Annotated in this window: 26 protein-coding genes and 1 pseudogene; 10 read left to right on the top strand and 17 right to left on the bottom strand. The window is 68.0% G+C overall.

Going from position 1 to position 19,677, the window contains the following annotated elements; all coding sequences use genetic code 11:
* Positions 1–3: 3 nt before the first annotated feature.
* Entirely contained in the window at positions 4–1,092 is a 1,089-nt protein-coding gene (locus tag OS124_RS0121375; RefSeq protein WP_029375638.1) for an AI-2E family transporter, read from the bottom strand.
* A gap of 135 nt (positions 1,093–1,227) precedes the next feature.
* On the opposite strand from OS124_RS0121375, the gene proS reads away from it, so the two are divergent.
* The gene (gene proS / locus OS124_RS0121370) at positions 1,228–2,565 is read left to right on the top strand and encodes a proline--tRNA ligase (protein ID WP_010142039.1); all 1,338 of its coding nucleotides are present in this window, start codon (positions 1,228–1,230) and stop codon (positions 2,563–2,565) included.
* Positions 2,566–2,646: 81 nt separating this feature from the next.
* Complete coding sequence (locus OS124_RS0121365; RefSeq protein ID WP_010142038.1) at positions 2,647–3,066, top strand: bleomycin resistance protein; 420 nt, start codon at positions 2,647–2,649, stop codon at positions 3,064–3,066.
* A gap of 106 nt (positions 3,067–3,172) precedes the next feature.
* On the opposite strand, the gene OS124_RS0121360 is transcribed toward OS124_RS0121365, so the two are convergent.
* The 13 genes and pseudogenes from OS124_RS0121360 to OS124_RS0121300 form a co-directional block, all read right to left on the bottom strand.
* Positions 3,173–4,108 carry a 2-hydroxyacid dehydrogenase gene (locus tag OS124_RS0121360; RefSeq protein ID WP_010142036.1) on the bottom strand — a complete coding sequence of 312 codons (936 nt, stop codon included), beginning with the start codon at positions 4,106–4,108 and terminating at the stop codon, positions 3,173–3,175.
* Positions 4,109–4,351: 243 nt separating this feature from the next.
* Positions 4,352–5,119, bottom strand: a pseudogene (gene trmD / locus OS124_RS0121355) (tRNA (guanosine(37)-N1)-methyltransferase TrmD); the annotation flags it as partial.
* Positions 5,120–5,146: 27 nt separating this feature from the next.
* Positions 5,147–5,926: a hypothetical protein gene (locus OS124_RS0121350; protein ID WP_010142034.1), complete on the bottom strand. Its 780-nt coding sequence runs from the start codon at positions 5,924–5,926 to the stop codon at positions 5,147–5,149.
* A 94-nt stretch (positions 5,927–6,020) separates the two neighbouring features.
* Positions 6,021–6,542: a ribosome maturation factor RimM gene (gene rimM, locus OS124_RS0121345; RefSeq protein ID WP_010142033.1), complete on the bottom strand. Its 522-nt coding sequence runs from the start codon at positions 6,540–6,542 to the stop codon at positions 6,021–6,023.
* A gap of 69 nt (positions 6,543–6,611) precedes the next feature.
* On the bottom strand, positions 6,612–6,746 hold the full coding sequence (locus tag OS124_RS28220) for a hypothetical protein (RefSeq protein WP_272941958.1): 135 nt from the start codon (positions 6,744–6,746) through the stop codon (positions 6,612–6,614).
* A gap of 327 nt (positions 6,747–7,073) precedes the next feature.
* Entirely contained in the window at positions 7,074–7,442 is a 369-nt protein-coding gene (gene rpsP / locus OS124_RS0121335; protein WP_010142032.1) for a 30S ribosomal protein S16, read from the bottom strand.
* 161 nt (positions 7,443–7,603) lie between these two features.
* Positions 7,604–7,909, bottom strand: a complete 306-nt coding sequence (locus OS124_RS0121330) for a chorismate mutase (RefSeq protein WP_085994680.1) — start codon at positions 7,907–7,909, stop codon at positions 7,604–7,606.
* Positions 7,896–8,495: a GNAT family N-acetyltransferase gene (locus OS124_RS0121325; protein ID WP_010142030.1), complete on the bottom strand. Its 600-nt coding sequence runs from the start codon at positions 8,493–8,495 to the stop codon at positions 7,896–7,898. The genes OS124_RS0121330 and OS124_RS0121325 overlap by 14 nt, the downstream gene beginning before the upstream one ends.
* Positions 8,492–9,046, bottom strand: coding sequence for a GNAT family N-acetyltransferase (locus OS124_RS0121320; protein ID WP_010142029.1), 555 nt, complete (start codon positions 9,044–9,046; stop codon positions 8,492–8,494). The genes OS124_RS0121325 and OS124_RS0121320 overlap by 4 nt, the downstream gene beginning before the upstream one ends.
* Positions 9,043–9,516, bottom strand: coding sequence for a GNAT family N-acetyltransferase (locus OS124_RS25555; RefSeq protein WP_083834699.1), 474 nt, complete (start codon positions 9,514–9,516; stop codon positions 9,043–9,045). The genes OS124_RS0121320 and OS124_RS25555 overlap by 4 nt, the downstream gene beginning before the upstream one ends.
* 69 nt (positions 9,517–9,585) lie before the next feature.
* A complete protein-coding gene (locus tag OS124_RS0121310) occupies positions 9,586–10,140 on the bottom strand; it encodes a GNAT family N-acetyltransferase (protein ID WP_010142027.1) in 555 nt (184 codons plus the stop codon).
* 106 nt (positions 10,141–10,246) lie between these two features.
* Positions 10,247–11,773 (bottom strand): signal recognition particle protein, encoded by a 1,527-nt coding sequence (gene ffh / locus OS124_RS0121305; protein ID WP_010142026.1) that lies wholly within the window; start codon positions 11,771–11,773, stop codon positions 10,247–10,249.
* Positions 11,774–12,069: 296 nt separating this feature from the next.
* Positions 12,070–12,261 (bottom strand): hypothetical protein, encoded by a 192-nt coding sequence (locus OS124_RS0121300; RefSeq protein WP_010142025.1) that lies wholly within the window; start codon positions 12,259–12,261, stop codon positions 12,070–12,072.
* A 208-nt stretch (positions 12,262–12,469) separates the two neighbouring features.
* On the opposite strand from OS124_RS0121300, the gene OS124_RS0121295 reads away from it, so the two are divergent.
* A complete protein-coding gene (locus OS124_RS0121295; protein WP_010142024.1) occupies positions 12,470–13,357 on the top strand; it encodes a LysR family transcriptional regulator in 888 nt (295 codons plus the stop codon).
* 53 nt (positions 13,358–13,410) lie between these two features.
* Complete coding sequence (locus OS124_RS0121290; protein WP_040607757.1) at positions 13,411–14,256, top strand: DMT family transporter; 846 nt, start codon at positions 13,411–13,413, stop codon at positions 14,254–14,256.
* A 32-nt stretch (positions 14,257–14,288) separates the two neighbouring features.
* Here the strand turns inward: OS124_RS0121290 and OS124_RS25550 are convergent, their stop codons facing one another.
* Positions 14,289–14,669 carry an ArsR/SmtB family transcription factor gene (locus tag OS124_RS25550; protein WP_010142022.1) on the bottom strand — a complete coding sequence of 127 codons (381 nt, stop codon included), beginning with the start codon at positions 14,667–14,669 and terminating at the stop codon, positions 14,289–14,291.
* Between the two features lie 317 nt (positions 14,670–14,986).
* Between OS124_RS25550 and OS124_RS0121280 the strand changes: the two genes are divergently transcribed.
* The 5 genes from OS124_RS0121280 (at position 14,987) to OS124_RS0121260 (ending at position 17,608) form a co-directional block, all read left to right on the top strand.
* On the top strand, positions 14,987–15,334 hold the full coding sequence (locus tag OS124_RS0121280; RefSeq protein ID WP_010142021.1) for an AtpZ/AtpI family protein: 348 nt from the start codon (positions 14,987–14,989) through the stop codon (positions 15,332–15,334).
* The gene (locus tag OS124_RS0121275) at positions 15,324–16,088 is read left to right on the top strand and encodes a F0F1 ATP synthase subunit A (protein ID WP_010142020.1); all 765 of its coding nucleotides are present in this window, start codon (positions 15,324–15,326) and stop codon (positions 16,086–16,088) included. Before OS124_RS0121280 ends, OS124_RS0121275 begins: the two co-directional genes overlap by 11 nt.
* 78 nt (positions 16,089–16,166) lie before the next feature.
* Entirely contained in the window at positions 16,167–16,403 is a 237-nt protein-coding gene (locus OS124_RS0121270; RefSeq protein WP_010142019.1) for a F0F1 ATP synthase subunit C, read from the top strand.
* A 93-nt stretch (positions 16,404–16,496) separates the two neighbouring features.
* Positions 16,497–17,039, top strand: coding sequence for a F0F1 ATP synthase subunit B' (locus tag OS124_RS0121265; RefSeq protein ID WP_010142018.1), 543 nt, complete (start codon positions 16,497–16,499; stop codon positions 17,037–17,039).
* Between the two features lie 5 nt (positions 17,040–17,044).
* On the top strand, positions 17,045–17,608 hold the full coding sequence (locus OS124_RS0121260; protein ID WP_010142017.1) for a F0F1 ATP synthase subunit B: 564 nt from the start codon (positions 17,045–17,047) through the stop codon (positions 17,606–17,608).
* A 169-nt stretch (positions 17,609–17,777) separates the two neighbouring features.
* Here the strand turns inward: OS124_RS0121260 and OS124_RS0121255 are convergent, their stop codons facing one another.
* A complete protein-coding gene (locus OS124_RS0121255) occupies positions 17,778–18,548 on the bottom strand; it encodes a FadR/GntR family transcriptional regulator (protein WP_010142016.1) in 771 nt (256 codons plus the stop codon).
* A 256-nt stretch (positions 18,549–18,804) separates the two neighbouring features.
* On the opposite strand from OS124_RS0121255, the gene OS124_RS27750 reads away from it, so the two are divergent.
* The gene (locus tag OS124_RS27750; RefSeq protein ID WP_193372583.1) at positions 18,805–19,119 is read left to right on the top strand and encodes a hypothetical protein; all 315 of its coding nucleotides are present in this window, start codon (positions 18,805–18,807) and stop codon (positions 19,117–19,119) included.
* A 32-nt stretch (positions 19,120–19,151) separates the two neighbouring features.
* Here the strand turns inward: OS124_RS27750 and OS124_RS25540 are convergent, their stop codons facing one another.
* Positions 19,152–19,502: a GNAT family N-acetyltransferase gene (locus tag OS124_RS25540; protein ID WP_010142013.1), complete on the bottom strand. Its 351-nt coding sequence runs from the start codon at positions 19,500–19,502 to the stop codon at positions 19,152–19,154.
* Positions 19,503–19,677: the final 175 nt, after the last annotated feature.

Below are 19,677 nucleotides of genomic sequence, written 5' to 3'. Positions count from 1 at the left end.
GGCTCAGTCCTGCCCGTTGCCGGCGGCGGGCGCGTCCTCGGGATCGTAGCCCTTGTAGAGCTTGCTCTGCCGGTACTGCTGGACCACGAAGCGGGCCAGCACGCCGATGGCGGCGGCCAGCGGCACGGCGGCCAGCATGCCGACGAAGCCGAACAGGGAGCCGAAGACCGACAGGGCGAAGATCAGCCAGACCGGGTGCAGCCCGACCGAGCTGCCGACCAGGCGCGGGGTCAGGAAGTTGCCCTCGGCCACCTGGCCGATGACGAAGATGCCGGTGACGATGCCGATATGCAGCCAGTCGCCCCAGAACTGGAACAGCGCCAGGCCGATGGCCAGGGCACCGCCGACCAGGGCACCGACATAGGGAATGAAGGTCAGCAGGCCCGCCACGGCACCGATCACCAGGCCGAAGTTCAGCCCGGCCAGCATCAGCGCGGCGGCGTAGTAGGTGCCCAGGATCAGGCAGACCGAGCCCATGCCACGGATGAAGCCCGCCATCGACTTGTCGATGTCGCGGGCGATGCCGCGGATCGTCGGGGCGTGCTCTCGCGGCAGCAGGCTGTCGATCTCGGCCACCATGTTGTCCCAGTCATAGAGCAGGTAGAAGGCCACCACCGGCACGATCACGAAGAGCGTCACGATCGAGATCAGCGAGCCGACGGAAGCCAGCGCGGTGTTCAGCACCTCTCCGCCCTTCGACTGGATGGTCTGGCCGACCGCCGACAGGGACTGGCGCAGCACCGAGCCCTCGTCCGCCAGTTCGGGGAAGCGCTCGGTCAGGAAATTCTGCAGGTTCTGGAAGAGCTTGGGCGCTGTGTTGAACAGGTCGAGCGCCTGGTTGACCGCGGTCGGCAGAATCAGCAGCGCCCCGACGACAAACAGCACCACGGCACCCAGGGTGATGATCGCCGTGGCCGCCGCCCGCGAGGTGCCGAGCGCCTCGAGCCGGTCGGCGACGGGGTCGAGGAAATAGGCAATCGCCATGCCCAGCAGGAAGGGCATGATCACGTCCCCCAGCCACCAGAGCATCAGCAGGAACACCGCCGTGGCGATGCCCCAGTATTTCATCTGCTGGCGTACCGGCAATGCCACTCGAAACCTCCTGAGAAACCTGATCCCTATGTCACCCTGTGGGCCGCATTTTTCAAGCGGTGATCGGGCAGAGGGCATTGCCGGGCCGGTTGCCATTCAATAAACCAAGCCCCAACCCAAGATGAGAGGCCCAAAATGCGTCTGTCCCGCTATTTCCTGCCCGTTCTGAAGGAGACCCCTTCGGAAGCGCAGATCGCCAGCCACCGCCTGATGCTGCGCGCCGGCATGATCAAACAGGCCAGCGCGGGCATCTATTCCTGGCTGCCGCTCGGCTTCAAGGTGCTGCGCAAGCTGGAAAACATCGTCCACGAAGAGCAGATCCGCGCCGGTCACGTGCCGATGCTGATGCCGACCCTGCAATCGGCCGACCTCTGGCGCGAAAGCGGGCGGTATGACGCCTACGGCCCCGAGATGCTGCGCATCCGCGACCGCCAGGACCGTGACATGCTCTATGGTCCGACCAACGAGGAGATGATCACCGACATCTTCCGCAGCCACGTCAATTCCTACAAGGACCTGCCGCTGACCCTCTACCACATCCAGTGGAAGTTCCGCGACGAGATCCGCCCCCGCTTCGGCGTGATGCGTGGCCGCGAGTTCTTCATGAAGGACGGCTACAACTTCGACCTGACCAAGGAAGACGCGCTTCACGCCTACAACCGTCACCTGGTCAGCTACCTGCGCACCTACGAGCGCATGGGCCTGCAGGCGATCCCGATGCGCGCCGATTCGGGGCCGATCGGCGGCGATGACACCCACGAGTTCCTGGTGCTGGCCGAAACGGGCGAATCCGAGGTCTTCTATGACAGCCAGATCACCGAGCTGACCTTCGGCGACCGCGAGATCGACTATACCTCGGTTGAAGAGTGCCAGGCGGTGATGGAGGAGTTCACCTCGCGCTACGCCCGCACCGACGAGACCCACGACGAAGCTGTCTTCGCCGAGGTCCCCGAAGAGCGCCGCCGCGTGGCGCGCGGTATCGAGGTCGGCCAGATCTTCTACTTCGGCACCAAGTATTCCGAGCCCATGGGCGCCACGGTGCAGGGCCCCGATGGCAAGCAGGTGCCGGTCCACATGGGCAGCCACGGCATCGGCGTCAGCCGCCTTGTCGGCGCGATCATCGAGGCGAACCATGACGACAAGGGCATCATCTGGCCCGAGGGCGTGACCCCGTTCCACGTCGGTATCGTCAACCTGAAGTCCGGCGATGCCGAGGCCGATGCCGCCTGTGATGCGCTCTATGCCGCCTTCACCGCCAAGGGGCTGGAGCCGCTGCTGGACGACACCAACGAGCGCGCCGGTGGCAAGTTCGCCACCATGGACCTGATCGGCCTGCCCTGGCGCATCACCGTCGGGCCGCGCGGTCTGAAGAACGGCGTGGTCGAGGTCACCTCGCGCCGCACCGGCGAGAGCGAAGAGATGTCGCCCGAGGCCGCGATCGAGAAAATCGCCGGGATCTACGCCGCCCTCTGAGGGTCGAAGGCACCGGACAGTCTGAACGAGGGGGCGGGGCGCCAGATCCCGCCCCCTCGCGTTTTTTGGGAAGGGAATGAGATGGTCAATCGACTGGTGCCCGAGCTTGCGGTCACGGACTGGCGGGTCTCGCGGGATTTCTACTGCGACCTGCTGGGCTTTCGCTGCCGCTACGCGCGCGAGGAAGAGGGGTTCTGCTATCTCGAGCGCGAGGGCGCCGAGATCATGCTGGACCAGATCGGCGAGGGGCGGGACTTCGACGGCGGGCACCTGCCCGAGGGGCGGCCCTTCGGGCGCGGCATGAACCTGCAGATCGGGGTGAATGCGCTGGCGCCGATGCTGGCGGCGCTGGAGGCGGCCGGGGTGGCGCTGTTCCTCGGGCCCGAAGAGAAATGGTATCGCATCGGCGACGAAGAGGGCGGCAACCGGCAGATCGTCGTCGCCGATCCCGATGGCTACCTGCTGCGGTTCTACGAGGACCTGGGCCGGCGCCGGCTCTGAGCGGCCGCCTCAGGCGGGAGTATTTGGGGCCTGGTGATGATGGGGGCGGGGTGCGAACCTGCGCCCCCTTGCCTTGTTTCCGACCTTGGGGCGGGCCCCCGTCGCCTCAGTAGCCCCGGCTGCGGTCGACGAGGAACTTCAGCGGCCGGCCCGCTTCGCCCCGCGCGACATTCTCGGCGATGACCTGCGCCGCGGTGCGGGGCCGGGTTTCCGAGGCGATATGCGGGCAGACGGTGATCTTCGGATGCGCCCAGAAGGGATGCGGCGCGGGCAGCGGCTCGGTGCGGAAGACATCCAGCGTGGCGTGGCGCAGGTGGCCGCTGTCCAGCGCCGCGATCAGCGCCTCGTCGACGATCATCGGGCCGCGCCCGGGGTTCAGCACCACGGCGCCCTGCGGCAGCTGCGCCAGCCGGGCGGCATCCAGCAGGTCGGTCGTCTCATCTGTCAGCGGCAGCAGCAGCACGAGGATCTGGGCGCCCGACAGGGCCTCGTCCAGCCCGGTCTCGCCCGAGAGGCAGGTGATGCCGGGGATCTCCTTCTGCGAGCGGCTCCAGCCGGTGACGGGGAAGCCGAACTGCGCCAGCGCCTCGGCACAGGCGCGGCCCAGCTCTCCGAGGCCGAGGATGGTCACCCCCCGCTCTTCGGCCAGCGGCGGGACCTTGTGGGCGGCGGCCCAGTCACCGTCCTGGTGGGCGAGGTAGTGGTCGATGTCGAGATGGTGGCGCAGCACGTGCCCCGAGACCCATTCGACCATGCCGCGCGACAGCCCGTGATCAACCATGCGGGTCAGCGGCTGGGTCAGGGTCTGGTTGCCGACGATGGCCTCGACCCCGGCCCAGAGGTTCAACACCGCCTTGCAGCGGGTGTAGGGCGTGAAATCCTGCAGCGGAGAGTTGGGGGCATAGACGATGTAGTCGACCTCTTCCGGCGCGAAGTCGGTGCGCAGGTCCACCGAGAGGTCGCGGGCGGCGAAGGACTCGCGCAGGGGCGCTTCATATTCGCTCCAGCGTTGCTCGGTGGCGGCGAAGAGGACATTGATCATCTGGGGCTCCCTTGAGGCGTTCGCGGCGACGCTATCAGGCCGTGAGGAGCTTGCCAAACAGGCTTATTCCCGCGCCAGGCGCATCAGCAGGGCCACTGCGCGCCAGGGGTCGGCGGGCAGGGTCAGATCGGGGCGGGCGCGCAGGATTTCAGCCAGCTCCGGCGCCTCGGTCGCAAGGAAGGCGGTCAGAGTGGCGGCATCATGGACGGCGCGCACATCGTCATCCAGCAGCGCTTCGCGACGCGCGGCCCAGAGATCGGGGCGGCGGGTGCGGGTCAGGCGTTCCGACATTTCCTGCCGCCAGCGGGCGATTTCGCCGTGGTTGCCCGACATCAGGGTGGGCGGGATCTCGCGGCCCTGCCACTCGGCGGGGCGGGTGTACTGCGGATGCTCCAGCATCCCGTCCGAGAAGCTCTCTTCCTCGGTCGAGGCGGCATTGCCCAGCACGCCGGGCAGCAGGCGCACGGTGGCATCCAGCATGGCCATGGCCGCCGGTTCGCCGCCGGTCATGACGAAGTCGCCAAGGCTGACCTCGCGGATGCCGTAGTGTTCCAGCACCCGCTCGTCGAGGCCCTCGAAGCGGCCGCAGATCAGCGTGACGCCGGGGCCGCGCGCCCAGGAGCGCGCCATCTGCTGGTCGAAACGCGGGCCGCGTGGGGACAGGTAGTAGATCGGCCGGGGGAAGGGCGCGCGGGCATGGGCCTCTTCGATGGCGGCGCCCATCACGTCGGCGCGCAGCACCATGCCGGCGCCGCCCCCGGCGGGGGTGTCGTCGACGTTCTTGTGCCTGGTCAGCCCGTGCTCGCGCAGGGCCACGGTATCGAGCTGCCACAGCCCCTCGTGCAGCGCCTTGCCGGTCAGGCTTTCGCCCAGAAGGCCGGGGAAGGCCTGCGGCAACAGGGTGATCACCTGCGCCATCCAGACACCGGCGAGGCGTTCGGTGTCGTCCATCAGCGAGCGGGGCTTGAGGCTGGCCGTGATGCTCTTGCGGCCATGGGATTTCAGCGCCATCGGGTGTCCTTCCGTTGAACCCGGCTATTAGCCCCGCCGTGCCTTGCGGATCAATGCCTTCTTGGCGGCTTTCAGCGCCTCTCGGTCCAGGGCGCTGCGGTTCAGCGCCAGGAGGTCCGCCGAAAGCGCGGGCAGGCCGGTATTGGCCGGGGGCAGCAGGGGGATGGTGTCGCGCAGGGCCTGCGGCACGCCGGCGAGATCCAGCAGGGGGCTCAGCGGGCCATGGGGCAGGGCGGCGCAGTCCTCGAGCGCATGGGTCACCAGCCGGGCTTCGGGCAGGGCGTCGGCGATCTGCGCGGCGATGGCGGCAAGATCCGCATGCGGGGCCTGCGCTTGCGCATAGGGGGCGAAGTCCTCGGTGAAGCGGGTGACGCGCAGGTGGTGGTCATGGCACGAACGGATCCAGGGCGTCGCCGCCCGCGTCGAGAAATAGAGCGTCAGCGGCGGCAGCGCGGCCCAGGCCTCGACCAGGCCATGCGCCATGGCGGTCATCAGGGCTGCGGCTTCCGGGTAGCCCCTGCGGTGGTTGCGACCGGGGATCAGGCCCGACAGATCCTCGCAGGACAGGACGACCGGGCGCGGGTCCGCGGGATCGAGCCGCCGGAAGAGGGCGCGGGCGTGCCGTGCCACCTGCGCGAGACTGTCGGGCGAGGGGGCGTCTGCGTGATCGCGGCTGGCGCGGCTCAGCGCCGGCATGTCGGCCTTCAGCAGGATGCGCAGGGCGGGGGCGAGGCTGTCGCGCGCCGCATTCAGCATCTGCTGCACCGAAGAGGTGCCGGTCTTGTGGAAACCGGCGTGCAGGATCACGGGGGGCAGTGTCTCGGCTGGCTGGAATGAAGACTGCCGGGGCGAGGGCGCGAGGCTGCTCTGGCGGGCGCGGGGCGGTCTTGCCCCGGCCATGTCAGAACAGGCCTTCGGGCGGATCGGCGACAATGCGGCCGGCGTCGAGGTCGACCGTCGGCACCGCCTCGCGGGTGAAGGGCAGCAGCACCGTGCTGCTCTGGCCGGGGGCCGCGATCTCCAGCAGGTCGCCGGCGCCGTGATCCATCACCGCGCGCACCCGGCCAAGAAGCGTACCGCCGGTATCGACGACCTCCAGCCCGATCAGGTCGGCGTGGTAGAATTCGTCGTCGGGCAGCGCAGGCAGCCGGTCGCGGGGCGCATAGAGGCGCAGGCCCTTCAGCGCATCCGCCTCTTCCTTGGTCTCGACCCCGCCGATACGCGCGGCGAAGCCGTTCTTGATCGGCCGGGTCAGGGTCAGTGAATAGGTGGTGCTGCCGTCCTCGTTGCTGAGCGGCGTGTACTCGGCAATGGCGGCGGGTTCGGCGCAGAAGCTCTTCAGGCGCACCTCGCCACGGACCCCGAAAGAGCCCGCGAGGGCGCCAAGGCAGATCAGCTCGGGGGTAGTCTGGGAATTGCTCATCGTGGTCCTGGGGCGGATGTCGGTCTGGTCTGCTGCGGGAACGGCGCCGAAGCGGGCTCCGGCGGGGCGTCATTCACACAGGATGTCCGACAGAAGGTCCGCCTTGTCCAGACATTCCTGCGCAACGCGGTCGCGTTCATAGACGATCCCCGCAAGGAAGGCGAGGCCGAGCAGCAGCGGCAGTCGAAACAGTCGAAACAGCATTCAGGGTCCCGGGTGCGCGGCCGTGCCGCCAGGTTCCGTTAACATCTGTGCCGCCGTAGCGGTAAATCGAGACAGAAAAATGGCGGAGATGCAGACGGCGCCCCGGTCAGGCCGAAGATCGCCGAAACGGGCCGGTGCGGGCTTCCGCGTCGGGGCAGGCCCTGCGGGCAGACCATGCCGGGCGGGCCGCGCCGGTGGATCCGGTCGGAGAGGGGGCGATACGGGCTTCGATGTCAGGGGGGGGAGGTGCTGCAGGGCGGTCCTGCGGCGGCGGCCAGAGGGGCCGGGGTGCCCCGTCCGCGCGTGGCGCGGAAGGGGCGGCCGGGATTACTCCTCGGCGGGTGCGTCTGCGGCGGCTTCAGCTTCTTTTTCAGCCTTGGCAGCGGCGCGCTCCTGTGCGGCCTTGCCCGGAACGCCCTTCTTCAGGTTGGAGCGCTCTTTCTTGGCGACGACGCCGGCGGCCTCCAGGAAGCGCGAGACGCGGTCGGTGGGCTGGGCGCCCTGGTCCAGCCAGTACTGCACGCGCTCCATGTTCAGCTTGACGCGGTCTTCGCTGTCCTTGGCGAGCAGCGGGTTGTAGGTGCCCAGCTTCTCGATGAAGCGGCCATCGCGCGGCATGCGCGAGTCGGCGGCAACAACGGCGTAGTGGGGGCGCTTCTTGGAACCACCACGGGCGAGACGGATCTTCATGGCCATTTGCATTTCTCCTTCAATGGCATTGGTTCGACGGCAGGGCCGCCTTTTCGGGATGACGGCGGGGGCCGTCGGTCTGGAGGAGGCGGGACCCCCTTTCAGGGGCCGTCCGCCGGGTCTTCACAGGTAGGGCGGGAGATATCCCGCCGTCCCCGGCTGGGCGTTCAGCCCTGGTGCTGCCGGTGATGCCGGATCACCTCCTGAATGATGAAGTTCAGGAATTTCTTCGCGAATTCGGGATCGAGATCCGCGGCCTGCGCCAACTCTTCGAGCCGGGCAATCTGGGTTTCCTCGCGCGCCGGGTCCGAGGGCGGCAGGTCGTGCTCCGCCTTCAGCTTGCCGACCGCCTGGGTGTGCTTGAACCGCTCGCCAAGGGTGTAGACGAGGATCGCGTCCAGCCGGTCGATGGATTCACGGTGGCCCTTCAGCACTTCTGCGGCGCGGGCGGTGACATCTTCAGTCAAGGGCATATCCTTTCGGCGTGAACAGGGGATCCTGGTAGGAGCGGATTTCCAGCTCGATCCCGTCGGCCAGCTGGCTGTTGCGCAGGGCCGCGGGGGCCGGGTGACGGTAGCAGTGCTCGTTGCCGTCGACCGTGGCAGCCGCGGGGTCGCGCCTCGCGCCAAGCCGCTCGCAGAGGCGGATCGAGGCGAGGTTCTTCGGATCGACGTAGGACACTGCGCCCTCCCAGCCGAGCGTCTCGTAGAAGTGGCGGCGCGCGGCGTGGGTGGCTTCCAGCGCGTAGCCCTTGCCGGCGGTCTCGGGCCAGATGATCCAGGCCAGCTCGGGCTCGGGCCAGGTGGCGGGCTTCCAGCCGCCGGCCATGCCGAGGGGCTTGCCGGTCGCCTTGTCGTGCATCATCCACATTCCGTAGCCGCGGATCTGCCAGTGGCCGATCTCGGCGGCATAGAGCATCCAGGTCTCGTAGGCATTCAGCGGCCCGCCCATGAAGCGCGAGCGGTACGAGCTGAAGGTGGCCTTGAAATCCGGGTAATCCTCGGGCGTCGGGCCACGCAGGATCAGGCGGTCGGTTTCGAGAACGGGGATATCGGTCATGCCGCGCCTCCCGTCACCGAGGGGTGGCGGTAGACCAGGATCGGCGCACCGTAGAACTCGGGCTTCTCGCGCTCGACCGTGGCGCCGAGCCGTTCGGCCAGCCTGCGCGAACGCAGGTTCTCCGGGTCGATATACGAGATCAGCCGGTCGAAGCCCCAGGTCTCGGCGGCATAGAGGCGGGCGGTCAGGGCGGCCTCGTAGGCAAAGCCCTTGCCCTCGTGCGCGGCGAAGACGTGCCAGCCGATTTCGGGTTCGTCCCACTTCAGGTGGTTGATCACGCCGACCCGGCCGACGGTCTCGCCCGAGGCCTTTTCCTGCAGCGTCCACATGCCGTGGCCGCGCCACATCCAATGGCCGATGTTGGTCAGGAAGCCGCGCCAGACAAGGTCCTGGTCCGTCACCGGACCGCCCAGAAAGCGCATCCGGTCGGCATCGCTGTTGAAGGCGCAGAGCGGCGCGAAATCCTGCGGCTGGGGGCCGCGCAGGATCAGCCGTTCGGTTTCCAGAACGGGGATCGGCAGATCATGGGTGCACTGGCCGAGGGCGGTCATGCGTAGGCCTCCGCGCCACCTTCTTCCAGCGCCTCGGGGCCGGGGTGACGATAGACATGCACCGGGGTCGCGTAGCCCGGCGGCGTCGCCATGCCATCGGGCGCGGCGCCCAGGCGGCGGGCCACGGCGGCAGAGCCCTCGTTTCCGGCATCGACCAGCGAAATCGCCGTGGTCCAGCCCAGCACGTCATAGGCATGGGCGCGGGCGGCCAGGGCGGCCTCGGTGGCATAGCCACGACCTTCGTGGCCTTCGAAGAGGTCCCAGCCGATTTCGGCCTCGGGCCATTCCAGCGGGTTCCACAGGCCGACCATGCCGACGGTCTCGCCGGTGTCGGTCAGCTCGACCATCCAGCGGCCATAGCCGCGCAGGGTCCAGTGACCGATCTCGGTCGCCAGCTGCCGCCAGGCCATGGCGCGGGTCTTCGGACCGCCGACGAAGGCCGAGCGCTCGGAGGCGTAGAAGGCGACCAGCGTGTCGACGTCCTGCGGCCGGGGGCGCGCAGGGTCAGCGGGGGGTCTGCAGGGTGGGGATGGTCACGCTCATTGCAGACCCTCCAGCAGCTTGCGACCCGCGACGGTGCGCGGCACATGGCGCCAGATCCGCATCTCGCCGGCCATGCGGTGGTGGAACATGCCTTCCGACCGGGCGCCGAGGCGCTTGACCATGGCGACCGAGCGGTCGTTCTCGGGATCGACGAGGCTGATGCACGAGGCCCAGCCCTTGTCCTGGAAAAGCCAGTCCAGCACGCCGCGCGCGGCCTCGGTGGCGTAGCCCTTGCCCTCGGCGCCGTCCAGCAGCTGCCAGGACAGCTCCGGCTCGGGCCAGCCGTGCGGGAACCACGGGCCGACAAGGCCGACATCCAGCCCGCTCGCGCGCTCGGTCACGGCGAAATGGCCGTAGCCGCGCAGGTGCCAGTGGCCGATGATGGTGGCGATGGACCACCAGGCGGCTTCCTCGTCGGGATGCTGGTCGACGAAACGGCGGGCGCCGGGCATCAGGTAGGCGGCCACGGCATCGAAATCGGGCGAGGCGGGCGAGACGAGGCGCAGGCGCTCGGTCTCGATCACGGGCCAAGCGGGGGCAGCGGCGATCATGCGGCCCTCCGTGCGTCAGGCAGGCAGGCACGGGCCACCGGCGCCGGTGCCGGGGCACGGACGCTGGCCGCCACGGGGGCGTCACAGGATATGCGGCGCGCGCGGCTCACTTCTTCTTGCCGAAGCCCGACAGGCCGGGCGGCAGCGCAGACCCGCCAAGGCCGGGCAGGCCGCCCGCGCCACCAAGACCGCCGAGGCCCTTGGCCCCGCCAAGCGCCTTGGCCGCCTGTTCGATCTGCTTGGGGTCCATCTGCGAGGGGTCCATGCCTTCGGGCATCCCGCCCTTGCCCATCATCTGCTTCATGGCCTGCTTCATCAGGCCGCCTTTGCCCATCTTGCCCATCTTCTTCATCACATCCGCCATCTGGCGGTGCATCTTCAGAAGCTTGTTCAGCTCGGAGACGTCCATCCCGGCGCCGGCGGCGATGCGCTTCTTGCGGCTGGCCTGCAGCAGCGCGGGGTTGGCGCGTTCCTTCTTGGTCATCGACTGGATGAGCGCGATCTGGCGGGTCAGAACCTTGTCGTCCATGCCCGCGGCCTGGGCCTGCTTGGCCATCTTGCCCATGCCCGGCATCATGCCCATGATGCCCTCCATGCCGCCCATCTTCAGCATCTGCTCAAGCTGGGTCCGCATGTCGTTCATGTTGAACTGACCCTTGGTGAAGCGCTTCATCATGCGCTCGGCCTGTTCGGCCTCGAGCACCTGCTGCGCCTTCTCGACCAGGGCCACGATATCGCCCATGCCGAGGATACGGCCGGCGATCCGGTCCGGCTCGAAGGTCTCGAGCGCTTCCATCTTCTCGCCGAGGCCGACGAACTTGATCGGTTTGCCGGTCACCGCGCGCATCGAGAGCGCGGCACCGCCACGGCCGTCGCCGTCCATCCGGGTCAGCACGACGCCGGTGATGCCGATCCGATCGTCGAAGTTCTGCGCCGTGTGCACCGCGTCCTGGCCGGTCAGGCCGTCGACCACCAGCAGCGTCTCGCGCGGGTTGGCGACATCGCGGACCGCCTCGACCTGGGCCATCAGCTCTTCGTCGATCGAGAGGCGGCCGGCGGTGTCCAGCATGTAGACGTCATAGCCGCCCATGCCCGCCTGGGTCTTGGCGCGGCGGGCAATCGCCACCGGGTCCTCGCCCTTGACGATGGGCAGGGTGTCGACGCCGATCTGGGTGCCGAGGATCGCCAGCTGCTCCATCGCCGCCGGGCGGTTCACGTCGAGCGAGGCCATCAGGACCTTCTTGCCCTCGCGTTCCTTCAGGCGCTTGGCCAGCTTGGCGGTGGTGGTGGTCTTGCCGCCGCCCTGCAGGCCGACCATCAGGATCGGTGCGGGCGGGTTGTCGATCTTCAGCGCGCCGGGCTCGCCTTCGCCGGCCAGCACCGCGATCAGCTCGTCATGGACGATCTTCACGACCTGCTGGCCCGGGGTCACCGACTTGGTGACCGCCGCGCCGGTGGCCTTCTTCTCGACTGCCTTGATGAAGTCGCGCGCCACGGGCAGCGAGACGTCGGCCTCGAGCAGCGCCACGCGGACCTCGCGCAGGGCGGTGCGGACGTCGTCCTCGGAAAGCGCGCCGGCCTTGGTCAGACGGTCGAAGACGCCGGAGAGGCGTTCGGATAGATTTTCAAACATGCCCCGGCCCTCCTGCGGCCTTCGTGAGTGCGTTACCCTCCACTTGGGTGGAGGAGGTGAAAAGCTCAACCATCCGAAGGGACGGTCGTGTCGGTCGGCGGCACAAAGGCCAAGCGCACCAGTGGGCGCAACGCGCTGACTGATGGCGATCCCCGCAAAGGCGATGGGACCGGAATCATGGGGGACTCCGGGTGTTGGTAGCGCGTTTACGCCCGCCGGGTGGGTGAGTCAACCCGGCGGGGTCCAAGGCGGGCAGGCCCTCGGAGGCGGCGCAATCGGATCCGGCCCGGGGGCGCTCAGACCGGCGTGGCGTGGCGCGTCTGCATCGGGGCGGCGACCGGGAAGCCCATGCCGCGCAGCACCGCCATGTTGACGCTGAAGGCTGCCAGCCAAAGCGACGTACCGGCCATGCAGCCGTAAAGCGCCGCCTGTGCGGGCAGGAAGGCCGGGCCGAAGTCGGGGGTGAAAGTCGTGGATCTGGTGGTCATCGTGCAATCCTCCCGTGATCCGCCGATCTGGCGGGAACCGGGGAAATGTAACAGAATTGCGCCGGAGTGTTGTTGTTCCAGATCAATTGGGCGGGCTTCGGTGCCCTGATGCGCAGCGCATTGTGCTTTGGCCTTGCAACTGCGCACGGAAAGCGCTTGGACTGTGTGGCGTGGTTTTCTGGCGCACATTCAAAGAGTGAGACTTCCGATGGACAACTGGGACGAGATCCGCACCGCCTACCAGGTTGCCCGGCTGGGCACCGTCTCGGGGGCGGCCGAGGTTCTGGGCGTGCACCATGCCACGGTGATCCGTCACATCGACGCGCTGGAAAAGCGCATGGGCGTGAAGCTGTTCCAGCGCCACACCCGGGGCTACACCGCCACCGAGGCCGGCCAGGACCTGCTGCGCGTCGCCCAGGCAACGGACGACCAGTTCAGCCAGCTTTCGGCGCGGATCAAGGGGCGTGGCAACGAGGTCTCGGGCGAGCTGGTGGTGACCACCATCGGCGGGCTGAGCCATTTGCTGGTGCCGATCCTGGCGGGTTTCCAGGCCGAATACCCTGATGTGCAACTGCGCTACCTGACCTCCATGCGCCTGTTCCGGCTCGAGTACGGCGAGGCCCATGTGGCGATCCGCGCCGGCAGCCCGCCGCAGCAGCCCGACAACGTGGTGCAGCCCTTCCTGACGCTGAAGAGCGCGATCTACGGCAGTAAGGACTACATCGAGCGCCACGGCATGCCGAAGATCCCCGAGCGCATGGCCGGGCACCGCTTCGTCGGCCTGGATGACGTCAACAGCCGCGCGCCCTGGGCCCAGTGGATGCGCGAGACCGTTCCCGGCCATCAGGTCGTCTTCCGCTCCGGCGACACGCGGGCGGTGCGCCAGGCGGTCCTGTCCGGTGTCGGCATGGGCTTCCTGGGCACCTATGAATGCGCCCGCCGCCAGGACCTGGTCGAGGTGCATCCGCCGGTGCCCGAGTGGGAAAGCCGGCTGTGGCTGGTGACCCACATGGACCTGCACCGCACCACCAAGGTCCAGGCCTTCCTGCGTTACCTGAAGGACCATACCGAGCACCTGCGCGAGGAAGTCGAGTGAACCCTCTTTCCCTGCGGGAAGATGCGGCTGAGCGGCGGAAGGGACATCTGGCGATGCTGGCCTTCTCGGGTCTCGTCGCGGGCAGCTTCCCCCTTGGCGCCATGGCCAGCCGGCATGTCGATCCCGCCGCGCTGACCGCACTGCGGCTGCTGCTGGCCGCCGTGGCCGTCGGAACCATCGCGCTTCTGCGCACCGGCATGCAGGCGGCGCAGTTCCGCGCGCCCTGGCGCTATGTCGTGCTGGGCGGGCTGTTCGGCGCCTATTTCGTGCTGATGTTCGAGGGGCTGAAGACCGCGCAGCCGGTCTCCAGCGCCGCCGTCTTCACCCTCGTGCCGCTGATGTCGGCCGGCTTCGGCTGGCTGATGCTGCGCCAGGTCACCACGGCGCGGATCGCCCTGGCGCTGGCCATCGGCGGGGCAGGGGCGCTCTGGGTGATCTTCAACGGCGATCCGCAGGCCCTGCTGGCCTTCGAGATCGGCCCCGGAGAGAAGATCTATTTCATCGGCTGCATCGCCCATGCGATCTACACCCCGCTGGTGGCGAAGCTGAACCGGGGAGAGCCGGCGGTGGTCTTCACCTTCGGCACCCTGCTGGCCGGCGCGCTGATCGTCGGCGCCTGGGCCCTGCCCGAGATCCTCTCGACCCGCTGGCTGAGCCTGCCGGCCATCGTCTGGATCACCCTGGTCTATGTCGCCATCATCGCCTCGGCCGTCACCGGGGTGCTGCTGCAATTCGCCTCGATGCGGCTGCCGGCGGCCAAGGTCATGGCCTATACCTACCTGACGCCCTCCTGGGTGATCCTCTGGCAGGCGGCGCTTGGCCGGGGCCTGCCCCCGGCGGTGATCTTCGGAGGGGTGGCGATGACCGTGGTCGCACTGCTGCTGCTGCTGAAGGACTGAGTGGGGGAGGGACCGCAGGACCGGGGGCGGCGCTACTCTTCTTCCTTGGGTGGGGCGTCCCGGTCCTGGTCTTCTTCCCGATCCGGTCGCGGATCCGATAGCTCTACCGCGAGGAAGCGCTCGAAGGCGTCGAGGTTGACCGCCTCGAACTGCCCGAAGCCCTGCATCCAGACCGAGGCCCCGCGCAATGCGTCCGGTTCCAGCTTGCACCATTTCACGCGGCCGCGCTTCTCCTGGGTGATCAGCCCGGCATTGGCGAGGATGACGAGGTGCTTGGAGATGGCAGCCAGCGACATCTCGAAGGGCTCGGCCACATCGGTGACCGCCATGTCGTCTTCCAGCAGCATCGACAGGATCGCCCGGCGGGTCGGATCCGAGAGGGCTGCAAAGATGGTGTCGAGTGAGGGCGCCATGGCCCCGGATAGGCGCGCGACGCCCCGGCGGTCAACGCAAAAGCTCAACCGGGACGTTGAATGTCGCCTGGGGCGCAACGCCCGGAAAAGCGGTGAAAACCCGGCGGAGGGCAAGCTTAACCGAAAGGTTGAGAATGCTCCGGGGCGCCCGGAAGGCCCGGGTCAGGTGTGGTTCCCTTGAATCTTCACCTTTCGCTCTGAGGTATTTTCGTTTTGATACAGTTACTTGATCCTTCGTTTCGGCCCGGATCACGAAGCGTTGACTCGCAGCCTCTCGGCCCTTAGCAAAGCGCTAACCAACGCGGGATCTCTCTGCCATGCCCGACACCGACGACCGCAGCAAACTGGACCAGCTCGAGGCCCGGATCGCGGCGGCCAAATCGGGCAGCTCGGGGCAGGGGCGCGCGCATGGACAGGAACATTACTCCGCTGCCCAGGTGGGCTGGAGGATGGTGACGGAACTGGTGGCGGGATTGCTGCTGGGTTTCGGGATCGGATACGGGCTGGACTGGCTCTTCGGCATTCAGCCGGTGATGATGATCCTCTTCACCCTCCTCGGCTTCGTGGCCGGAATGAAGACGATGCTCCGCTCCGCTGAGGAGCTGCAGGAAAAACCGACCGGCCCGCGCGCCGGTGACGATGACGAGGGAAAAGATGGCGACTGAAGCAGCGCACGGTGCAGAAGAAGGTTCCAGCCTGGTCTTCCACCCGATGGACCAGTTCATCGTGAAGCCGCTGTTCGGCGGCACCGATGTGCATTGGTACACGATCACCAACGTGACCCTCTGGATGGCACTGACCATCGTGGCGGTCCTGCTGCTGATGGTGCTTGCCACCTCCGGCAAGAAGCAGGTCCCCTCGCGCGGTCAGTCGATTGCCGAAATGGCCTACGGCTTCGTCTACAAGATGGTGGAAGACGTGTCCGGCAAGGACGGTCTGCGCTACTTCCCCTACATCTTCACGCTCTTCATGTTCATCGTCTTCGCCAACGTGCTTGGCCTGCTGCCGATGTCCTTCACCACGACCTCGCATTTCGCCGTCACCGTGGTGCTGGCGCTGGCGGTCTTCCTGGGCGTGACCATCCTGGGCTTCGTGCTGCACGGCACCCACTTCCTCGGCCTGTTCTGGGTCAGCTCGGCCCCCGGCCCGCTGCGTCCCGTCCTCGCCGTGATCGAGATCATTTCCTACTTCGTGCGTCCCGTCAGCCATTCCATCCGTCTGGCCGGCAACGTCATGGCAGGCCACGCGGTGATCAAGGTCTTCGCAGGGTTCGCAGCGATCGCGGCGGTTTCGCCGGTGTCGATCCTGGCCATCGTCGGCATGTACGGTCTTGAGGTCCTGGTGGCCTTCATCCAGGCCTACGTGTTCACGATCCTGACCTGCGTCTACCTGAAAGACGCGCTGCATCCGGCGCACTGAGTTTCGAATACCCGTAGGGTGGATGCCAATCCACCTTGCGACCCTATCCAGCCAATTCCAACGTAAGGAGAAAACGAGATGGAAGGCGATATCGCAGAACTGGGCAAGTACATCGGTGTTGGTCTGACCGCCATCGGCATGGGCGGCGCAGCAATGGGTGTGGGCAACGTGGCAGGCAACTTCCTGTCCGGCGCGCTCCGCAACCCCTCCGCCGCTGCCAGCCAGACCGCCACGCTGTTCATCGGCATGGCCTTCGCAGAAGCCCTGGGGATCTTCTCGTTCCTCGTCGCTCTGCTGCTGATGTTCGCCGTCTAAGACTGCCGGAACAGATCCTTACGCGCGGGTGGGTCCTTTTGGGCTCACCCGTGGTAACTTGACTACAGATCCAGTTCCCGGGAGTTCGCAGAGATGGCGACCGAAACGCACGACGCCGTGGAAGGCGCTGCCCACGCAGCGGAATCCGCAGGCATGCCGCAGCTCGATTTCTCGACCTGGGGTAACCAGATTTTCTGGCTGATCGTCACGCTCGTCGTGATCTACCTGATCCTGTCGAAGGTCGCCCTGCCCCGCGTGGGCGCGGTGCTTGCCGACCGGGCCGGAACGATCGCCAACAACATCGCCGCAGCGGATGAGCTGAAGCAGAAGGCCCGGGACGCGGAAGCGGCCTATGAAAAGGCCCTTGCCGATGCCCGCGCCGAAGCTGCCGCCATCGTCGAGGCCACCCGTGCCGAGGCGAGCGAGAAGCTGAAGGCCGCCACCGCCAAGGCCGATGAACAGATTGCCGCCAAGGCAGCCGAAAGCGAAGCGGCCATTGCCGAGATCCGCGCCGGCGCCCTGGAGGCTGCCGAAACCGTCGCCCGCGACGCCGCTGCCGAAATCGTCTCTGCCCTGGGCTTCGCCGCCAAGGACGACGAGATCGCCGGTGCCGTTTCCTCGCGGCTGAAAGGATGAGCCTGATGAAGACCCTCGCCCCGTCCGCCGCCGTCGCGACCCTGGCCGCCACCCCGGCCTTCGCCGCTTCGGGCCCGTTCTTCTCGCTCGGGAACACCGACTTCGTCGTGCTGATCGCCTTCCTGGTGTTCATCGGTGTGCTGGTGTTCTTCAAGGTCCCCGGCCTGATCGGTGGCCTGCTGGACAAGCGTGCCGAAGGCATCAAGTCCGAGCTCGACGAAGCCCGTGCCCTGCATGAGGAGGCCAAGGCCGTCCTCGCCTCCTTCGAGCGCAAGCAGAAGGAAGTGCAGGATCAGGCCGACCGCATCGTCGCCTCGGCCAAGAGCGAAGCTGCCGCTGCTGCCGAACAGGCCGACGCCGAGCTGGAGAAATCCATTGCCCGTCGTCTCGCCGCCGCGGAAGAGCAGATCGCCGCGGCCGAAGCCTCTGCGGTCAAGGCCGTGCGCGACACTGCCGTGATCACCGCCGTGGCCGTGGCCCGCGAGGTGATCGCCAAGCAGATGACCGACGACAAGTCGGCGGCCCTGGTCGCCAGCTCGATCGACGACGTGAAGGCCCGCCTGAACTGAGGCCTCTCCACGCGACAGACATGAAAGCCCCGGCCCCCGCGCCGGGGTTTTTGCTTTTCGGGTGGCATGATCCGAAGGCGCGCCTGCGGCGCACGCCATGCCGGCGATCCGGCCCGCGGATCGCGTCTGTGCGAGGGGGCGGGGCCTCGCCCTTGACCTTGCCGAGGGGTCAGCCGCGTGCGCCGTCCCGATCCAGCCGCATCCTGGCGATCTCGGCCCGCCGGGCGGTGTCGAGATGGGCCTTGTAGGCTTCGCGGACGAAGTCCAGATGCGCTTCGACAGCCTGCCGCGCCCCCGCGGCATCGCGGGCCTGCAGGGCGGCGTTGATTGCCCGGTGCTGGTCCAGCAGGCGGGTGGCGGTATCCGGGCCGTCGAACATGATCTCGCGATTGTAGAACACCCCGGAGCGCAGCAGGTCCAGCATCGAGCGCATCATGTGCACCAGGACGATGTTGTGGCTGGCCTCGAGGATCGACAGGTGGAAGGCGGCATCCAGCCGTGCCTCCTCGGCGGCGTCGCCGCGACCGTGCACCTGCTCCATGCGGGCAAAGCAGCGATCCACCAGCGCCAGGTCGGCGGGCAGCCCGTCACGGGCGGCGCGCTCGGCGGCCTGTCCCTCGAGGTCGCGCCGGAACGAGATGTAGTCCAGCACCGCCTCCTCATGGCGCTGGAACAGCGCCACCAGCGCCGGAGAGAAAGCGGCACCGAGGACATCGGCCACGTAGACGCCGGAGCCGGCCCGGCTCTCGAGCAGCCCGCGCGCCTGCAGGTCGGCCAGGGCTTCCCGCAGCGAGGGGCGAGAAACCTCCATCCGCTCCGCCAGGTCGCGTTCGGCGGGCAGGCGCTCTCCGGGGCGCAGGATGCCGCGCAGGATCAGCAGTTCGATCTGGCGCGTCACCGCATCGGCGCGCTTCTCTGAGGGAATGGGCTGGAAGGGCATGGGTCTCGGATCCGGGGCGGGGATTGGTCAGAAATTATGACCGCAAGGCCGCCGGTGCAAGGGGCACTGCCGCAGGGAGGCACCGGTCCGGTCTCGGCGCGGATTGGGCGGGGCGCTGTTTAAGGCGCCCTTAACCATCGGCGCGCCACCCTGCGCCATGCGCCTCGTTCCTGTCTGCCTCGTCTCGTCCCTATGCCTGCTGCTCGTCGGGTGCGGCTTGCCGGACCCCCATTTCCGTGACCAGCCGGTCACCCGGGTGAGTGTCCGCGGAGATGTCTTCGACGTCCGCCTGCGGGGACGGCTGGCCGACGCGGCGCGGCGCAACCCGCGCTACGCCCCGCGCCTCGGTCCGGTCGGCCCCCGGGCGGCGCAGGCGATGGAACTGGTCTCGGGCTGCCGCGTGCGCGAGATCCGCGGCGATGCGGCGATGATCCTGGGTCTGCTGGACTGCGGCACCGGCGCGCCCGGCGACCGGCGCAGGCCCGGACCCGAGAGTTGCGAGGTCATCGAAAGCGCGCGGCTTCTGGGCGGAGAGGCCGTCGACCTGGTGCTGGACTGCACCCGGTTCTGAGGCCCCGTCGCCTTGCCACGACGGGGCGGCCGTCAGAGGATCTTCTCGAAGGTCAGGCTGGTCGGTTGGTCATAGCCGGGATGGGCCGTGCGGGCGATTTCCACGAAGCCGAGATGGCGGAAGGTGGCGTGGTTCTCGACCAGCTCGATCCGGGTCTGCAAGCGCAGCCGGGGCAGGAACAGCGCGCGGGCTCGCGCCTCGGCATGGTCCATCATCCGTCGGGCCAGACCCTGCCCGCGCGCGGTCTCAGCCACCGCCAGCTTGCCCAGATAGAGGTGATCCGGCTTCACCGTCAGCACCATGCAGGCCAGCGGGGCCTCGGCCGGGGGCAGGATCCACAGTTCGTTCCCCGCGGCTTCCCGCGCCAGCGCCTCGGGCGGCATCCGACCGAGAGAGGACGGCGGGTCGAATCCGGCCCTCCATACTAGGCAAAGGCGCGGGTCAGAAGCGCATGGACCGGCCCCATGTCGTGCTGCGGCCCGAGACGTAGCGGGATCATTCCGCCCCCTTCCGGGCAGGACGATGACGGAAGGGCTTGGCGCAGGACCTCGTATCGCA

Source organism: Oceanicola sp. S124, from assembly GCF_000220565.1.
In the GTDB taxonomy this organism is placed as follows: domain Bacteria; phylum Pseudomonadota; class Alphaproteobacteria; order Rhodobacterales; family Rhodobacteraceae; genus Pseudooceanicola.
Note: the sequence above shows the minus strand (reverse complement) of the source record. Positions and strands in the feature narration are given on the sequence as shown.

What these genes read in the sequence shown, in the direction of transcription:
- proS (WP_010142039.1), top strand. Translation starts at nt 1,228, where the DNA reads ATGCGTCTGTCCCGCTATTTCCTGCCCGTTCTGAAGGAGACCCCTTCG.
- OS124_RS0121365 (WP_010142038.1), top strand. Translation starts at nt 2,647, where the DNA reads ATGGTCAATCGACTGGTGCCCGAGCTTGCGGTCACGGACTGGCGGGTC.
- OS124_RS0121360 (WP_010142036.1), bottom strand. Translation starts at nt 4,108, where the DNA reads ATGATCAATGTCCTCTTCGCCGCCACCGAGCAACGCTGGAGCGAATAT.
- rimM (WP_010142033.1), bottom strand. Translation starts at nt 6,542, where the DNA reads ATGAGCAATTCCCAGACTACCCCCGAGCTGATCTGCCTTGGCGCCCTC.
- OS124_RS28220 (WP_272941958.1), bottom strand. Translation starts at nt 6,746, where the DNA reads ATGCTGTTTCGACTGTTTCGACTGCCGCTGCTGCTCGGCCTCGCCTTC.
- rpsP (WP_010142032.1), bottom strand. Translation starts at nt 7,442, where the DNA reads ATGGCCATGAAGATCCGTCTCGCCCGTGGTGGTTCCAAGAAGCGCCCC.
- OS124_RS0121330 (WP_085994680.1), bottom strand. Translation starts at nt 7,909, where the DNA reads ATGCCCTTGACTGAAGATGTCACCGCCCGCGCCGCAGAAGTGCTGAAG.
- OS124_RS0121325 (WP_010142030.1), bottom strand. Translation starts at nt 8,495, where the DNA reads ATGACCGATATCCCCGTTCTCGAAACCGACCGCCTGATCCTGCGTGGC.
- OS124_RS0121320 (WP_010142029.1), bottom strand. Translation starts at nt 9,046, where the DNA reads ATGACCGCCCTCGGCCAGTGCACCCATGATCTGCCGATCCCCGTTCTG.
- OS124_RS0121310 (WP_010142027.1), bottom strand. Translation starts at nt 10,140, where the DNA reads ATGATCGCCGCTGCCCCCGCTTGGCCCGTGATCGAGACCGAGCGCCTG.
- ffh (WP_010142026.1), bottom strand. Translation starts at nt 11,773, where the DNA reads ATGTTTGAAAATCTATCCGAACGCCTCTCCGGCGTCTTCGACCGTCTG.
- OS124_RS0121300 (WP_010142025.1), bottom strand. Translation starts at nt 12,261, where the DNA reads ATGACCACCAGATCCACGACTTTCACCCCCGACTTCGGCCCGGCCTTC.
- OS124_RS0121295 (WP_010142024.1), top strand. Translation starts at nt 12,470, where the DNA reads ATGGACAACTGGGACGAGATCCGCACCGCCTACCAGGTTGCCCGGCTG.
- OS124_RS0121290 (WP_040607757.1), top strand. Translation starts at nt 13,411, where the DNA reads ATGCTGGCCTTCTCGGGTCTCGTCGCGGGCAGCTTCCCCCTTGGCGCC.
- OS124_RS25550 (WP_010142022.1), bottom strand. Translation starts at nt 14,669, where the DNA reads ATGGCGCCCTCACTCGACACCATCTTTGCAGCCCTCTCGGATCCGACC.
- OS124_RS0121280 (WP_010142021.1), top strand. Translation starts at nt 14,987, where the DNA reads ATGCCCGACACCGACGACCGCAGCAAACTGGACCAGCTCGAGGCCCGG.
- OS124_RS0121275 (WP_010142020.1), top strand. Translation starts at nt 15,324, where the DNA reads ATGGCGACTGAAGCAGCGCACGGTGCAGAAGAAGGTTCCAGCCTGGTC.
- OS124_RS0121270 (WP_010142019.1), top strand. Translation starts at nt 16,167, where the DNA reads ATGGAAGGCGATATCGCAGAACTGGGCAAGTACATCGGTGTTGGTCTG.
- OS124_RS0121265 (WP_010142018.1), top strand. Translation starts at nt 16,497, where the DNA reads ATGGCGACCGAAACGCACGACGCCGTGGAAGGCGCTGCCCACGCAGCG.
- OS124_RS0121260 (WP_010142017.1), top strand. Translation starts at nt 17,045, where the DNA reads ATGAAGACCCTCGCCCCGTCCGCCGCCGTCGCGACCCTGGCCGCCACC.
- OS124_RS0121255 (WP_010142016.1), bottom strand. Translation starts at nt 18,548, where the DNA reads ATGCCCTTCCAGCCCATTCCCTCAGAGAAGCGCGCCGATGCGGTGACG.
- OS124_RS25540 (WP_010142013.1), bottom strand. Translation starts at nt 19,502, where the DNA reads ATGCCGCCCGAGGCGCTGGCGCGGGAAGCCGCGGGGAACGAACTGTGG.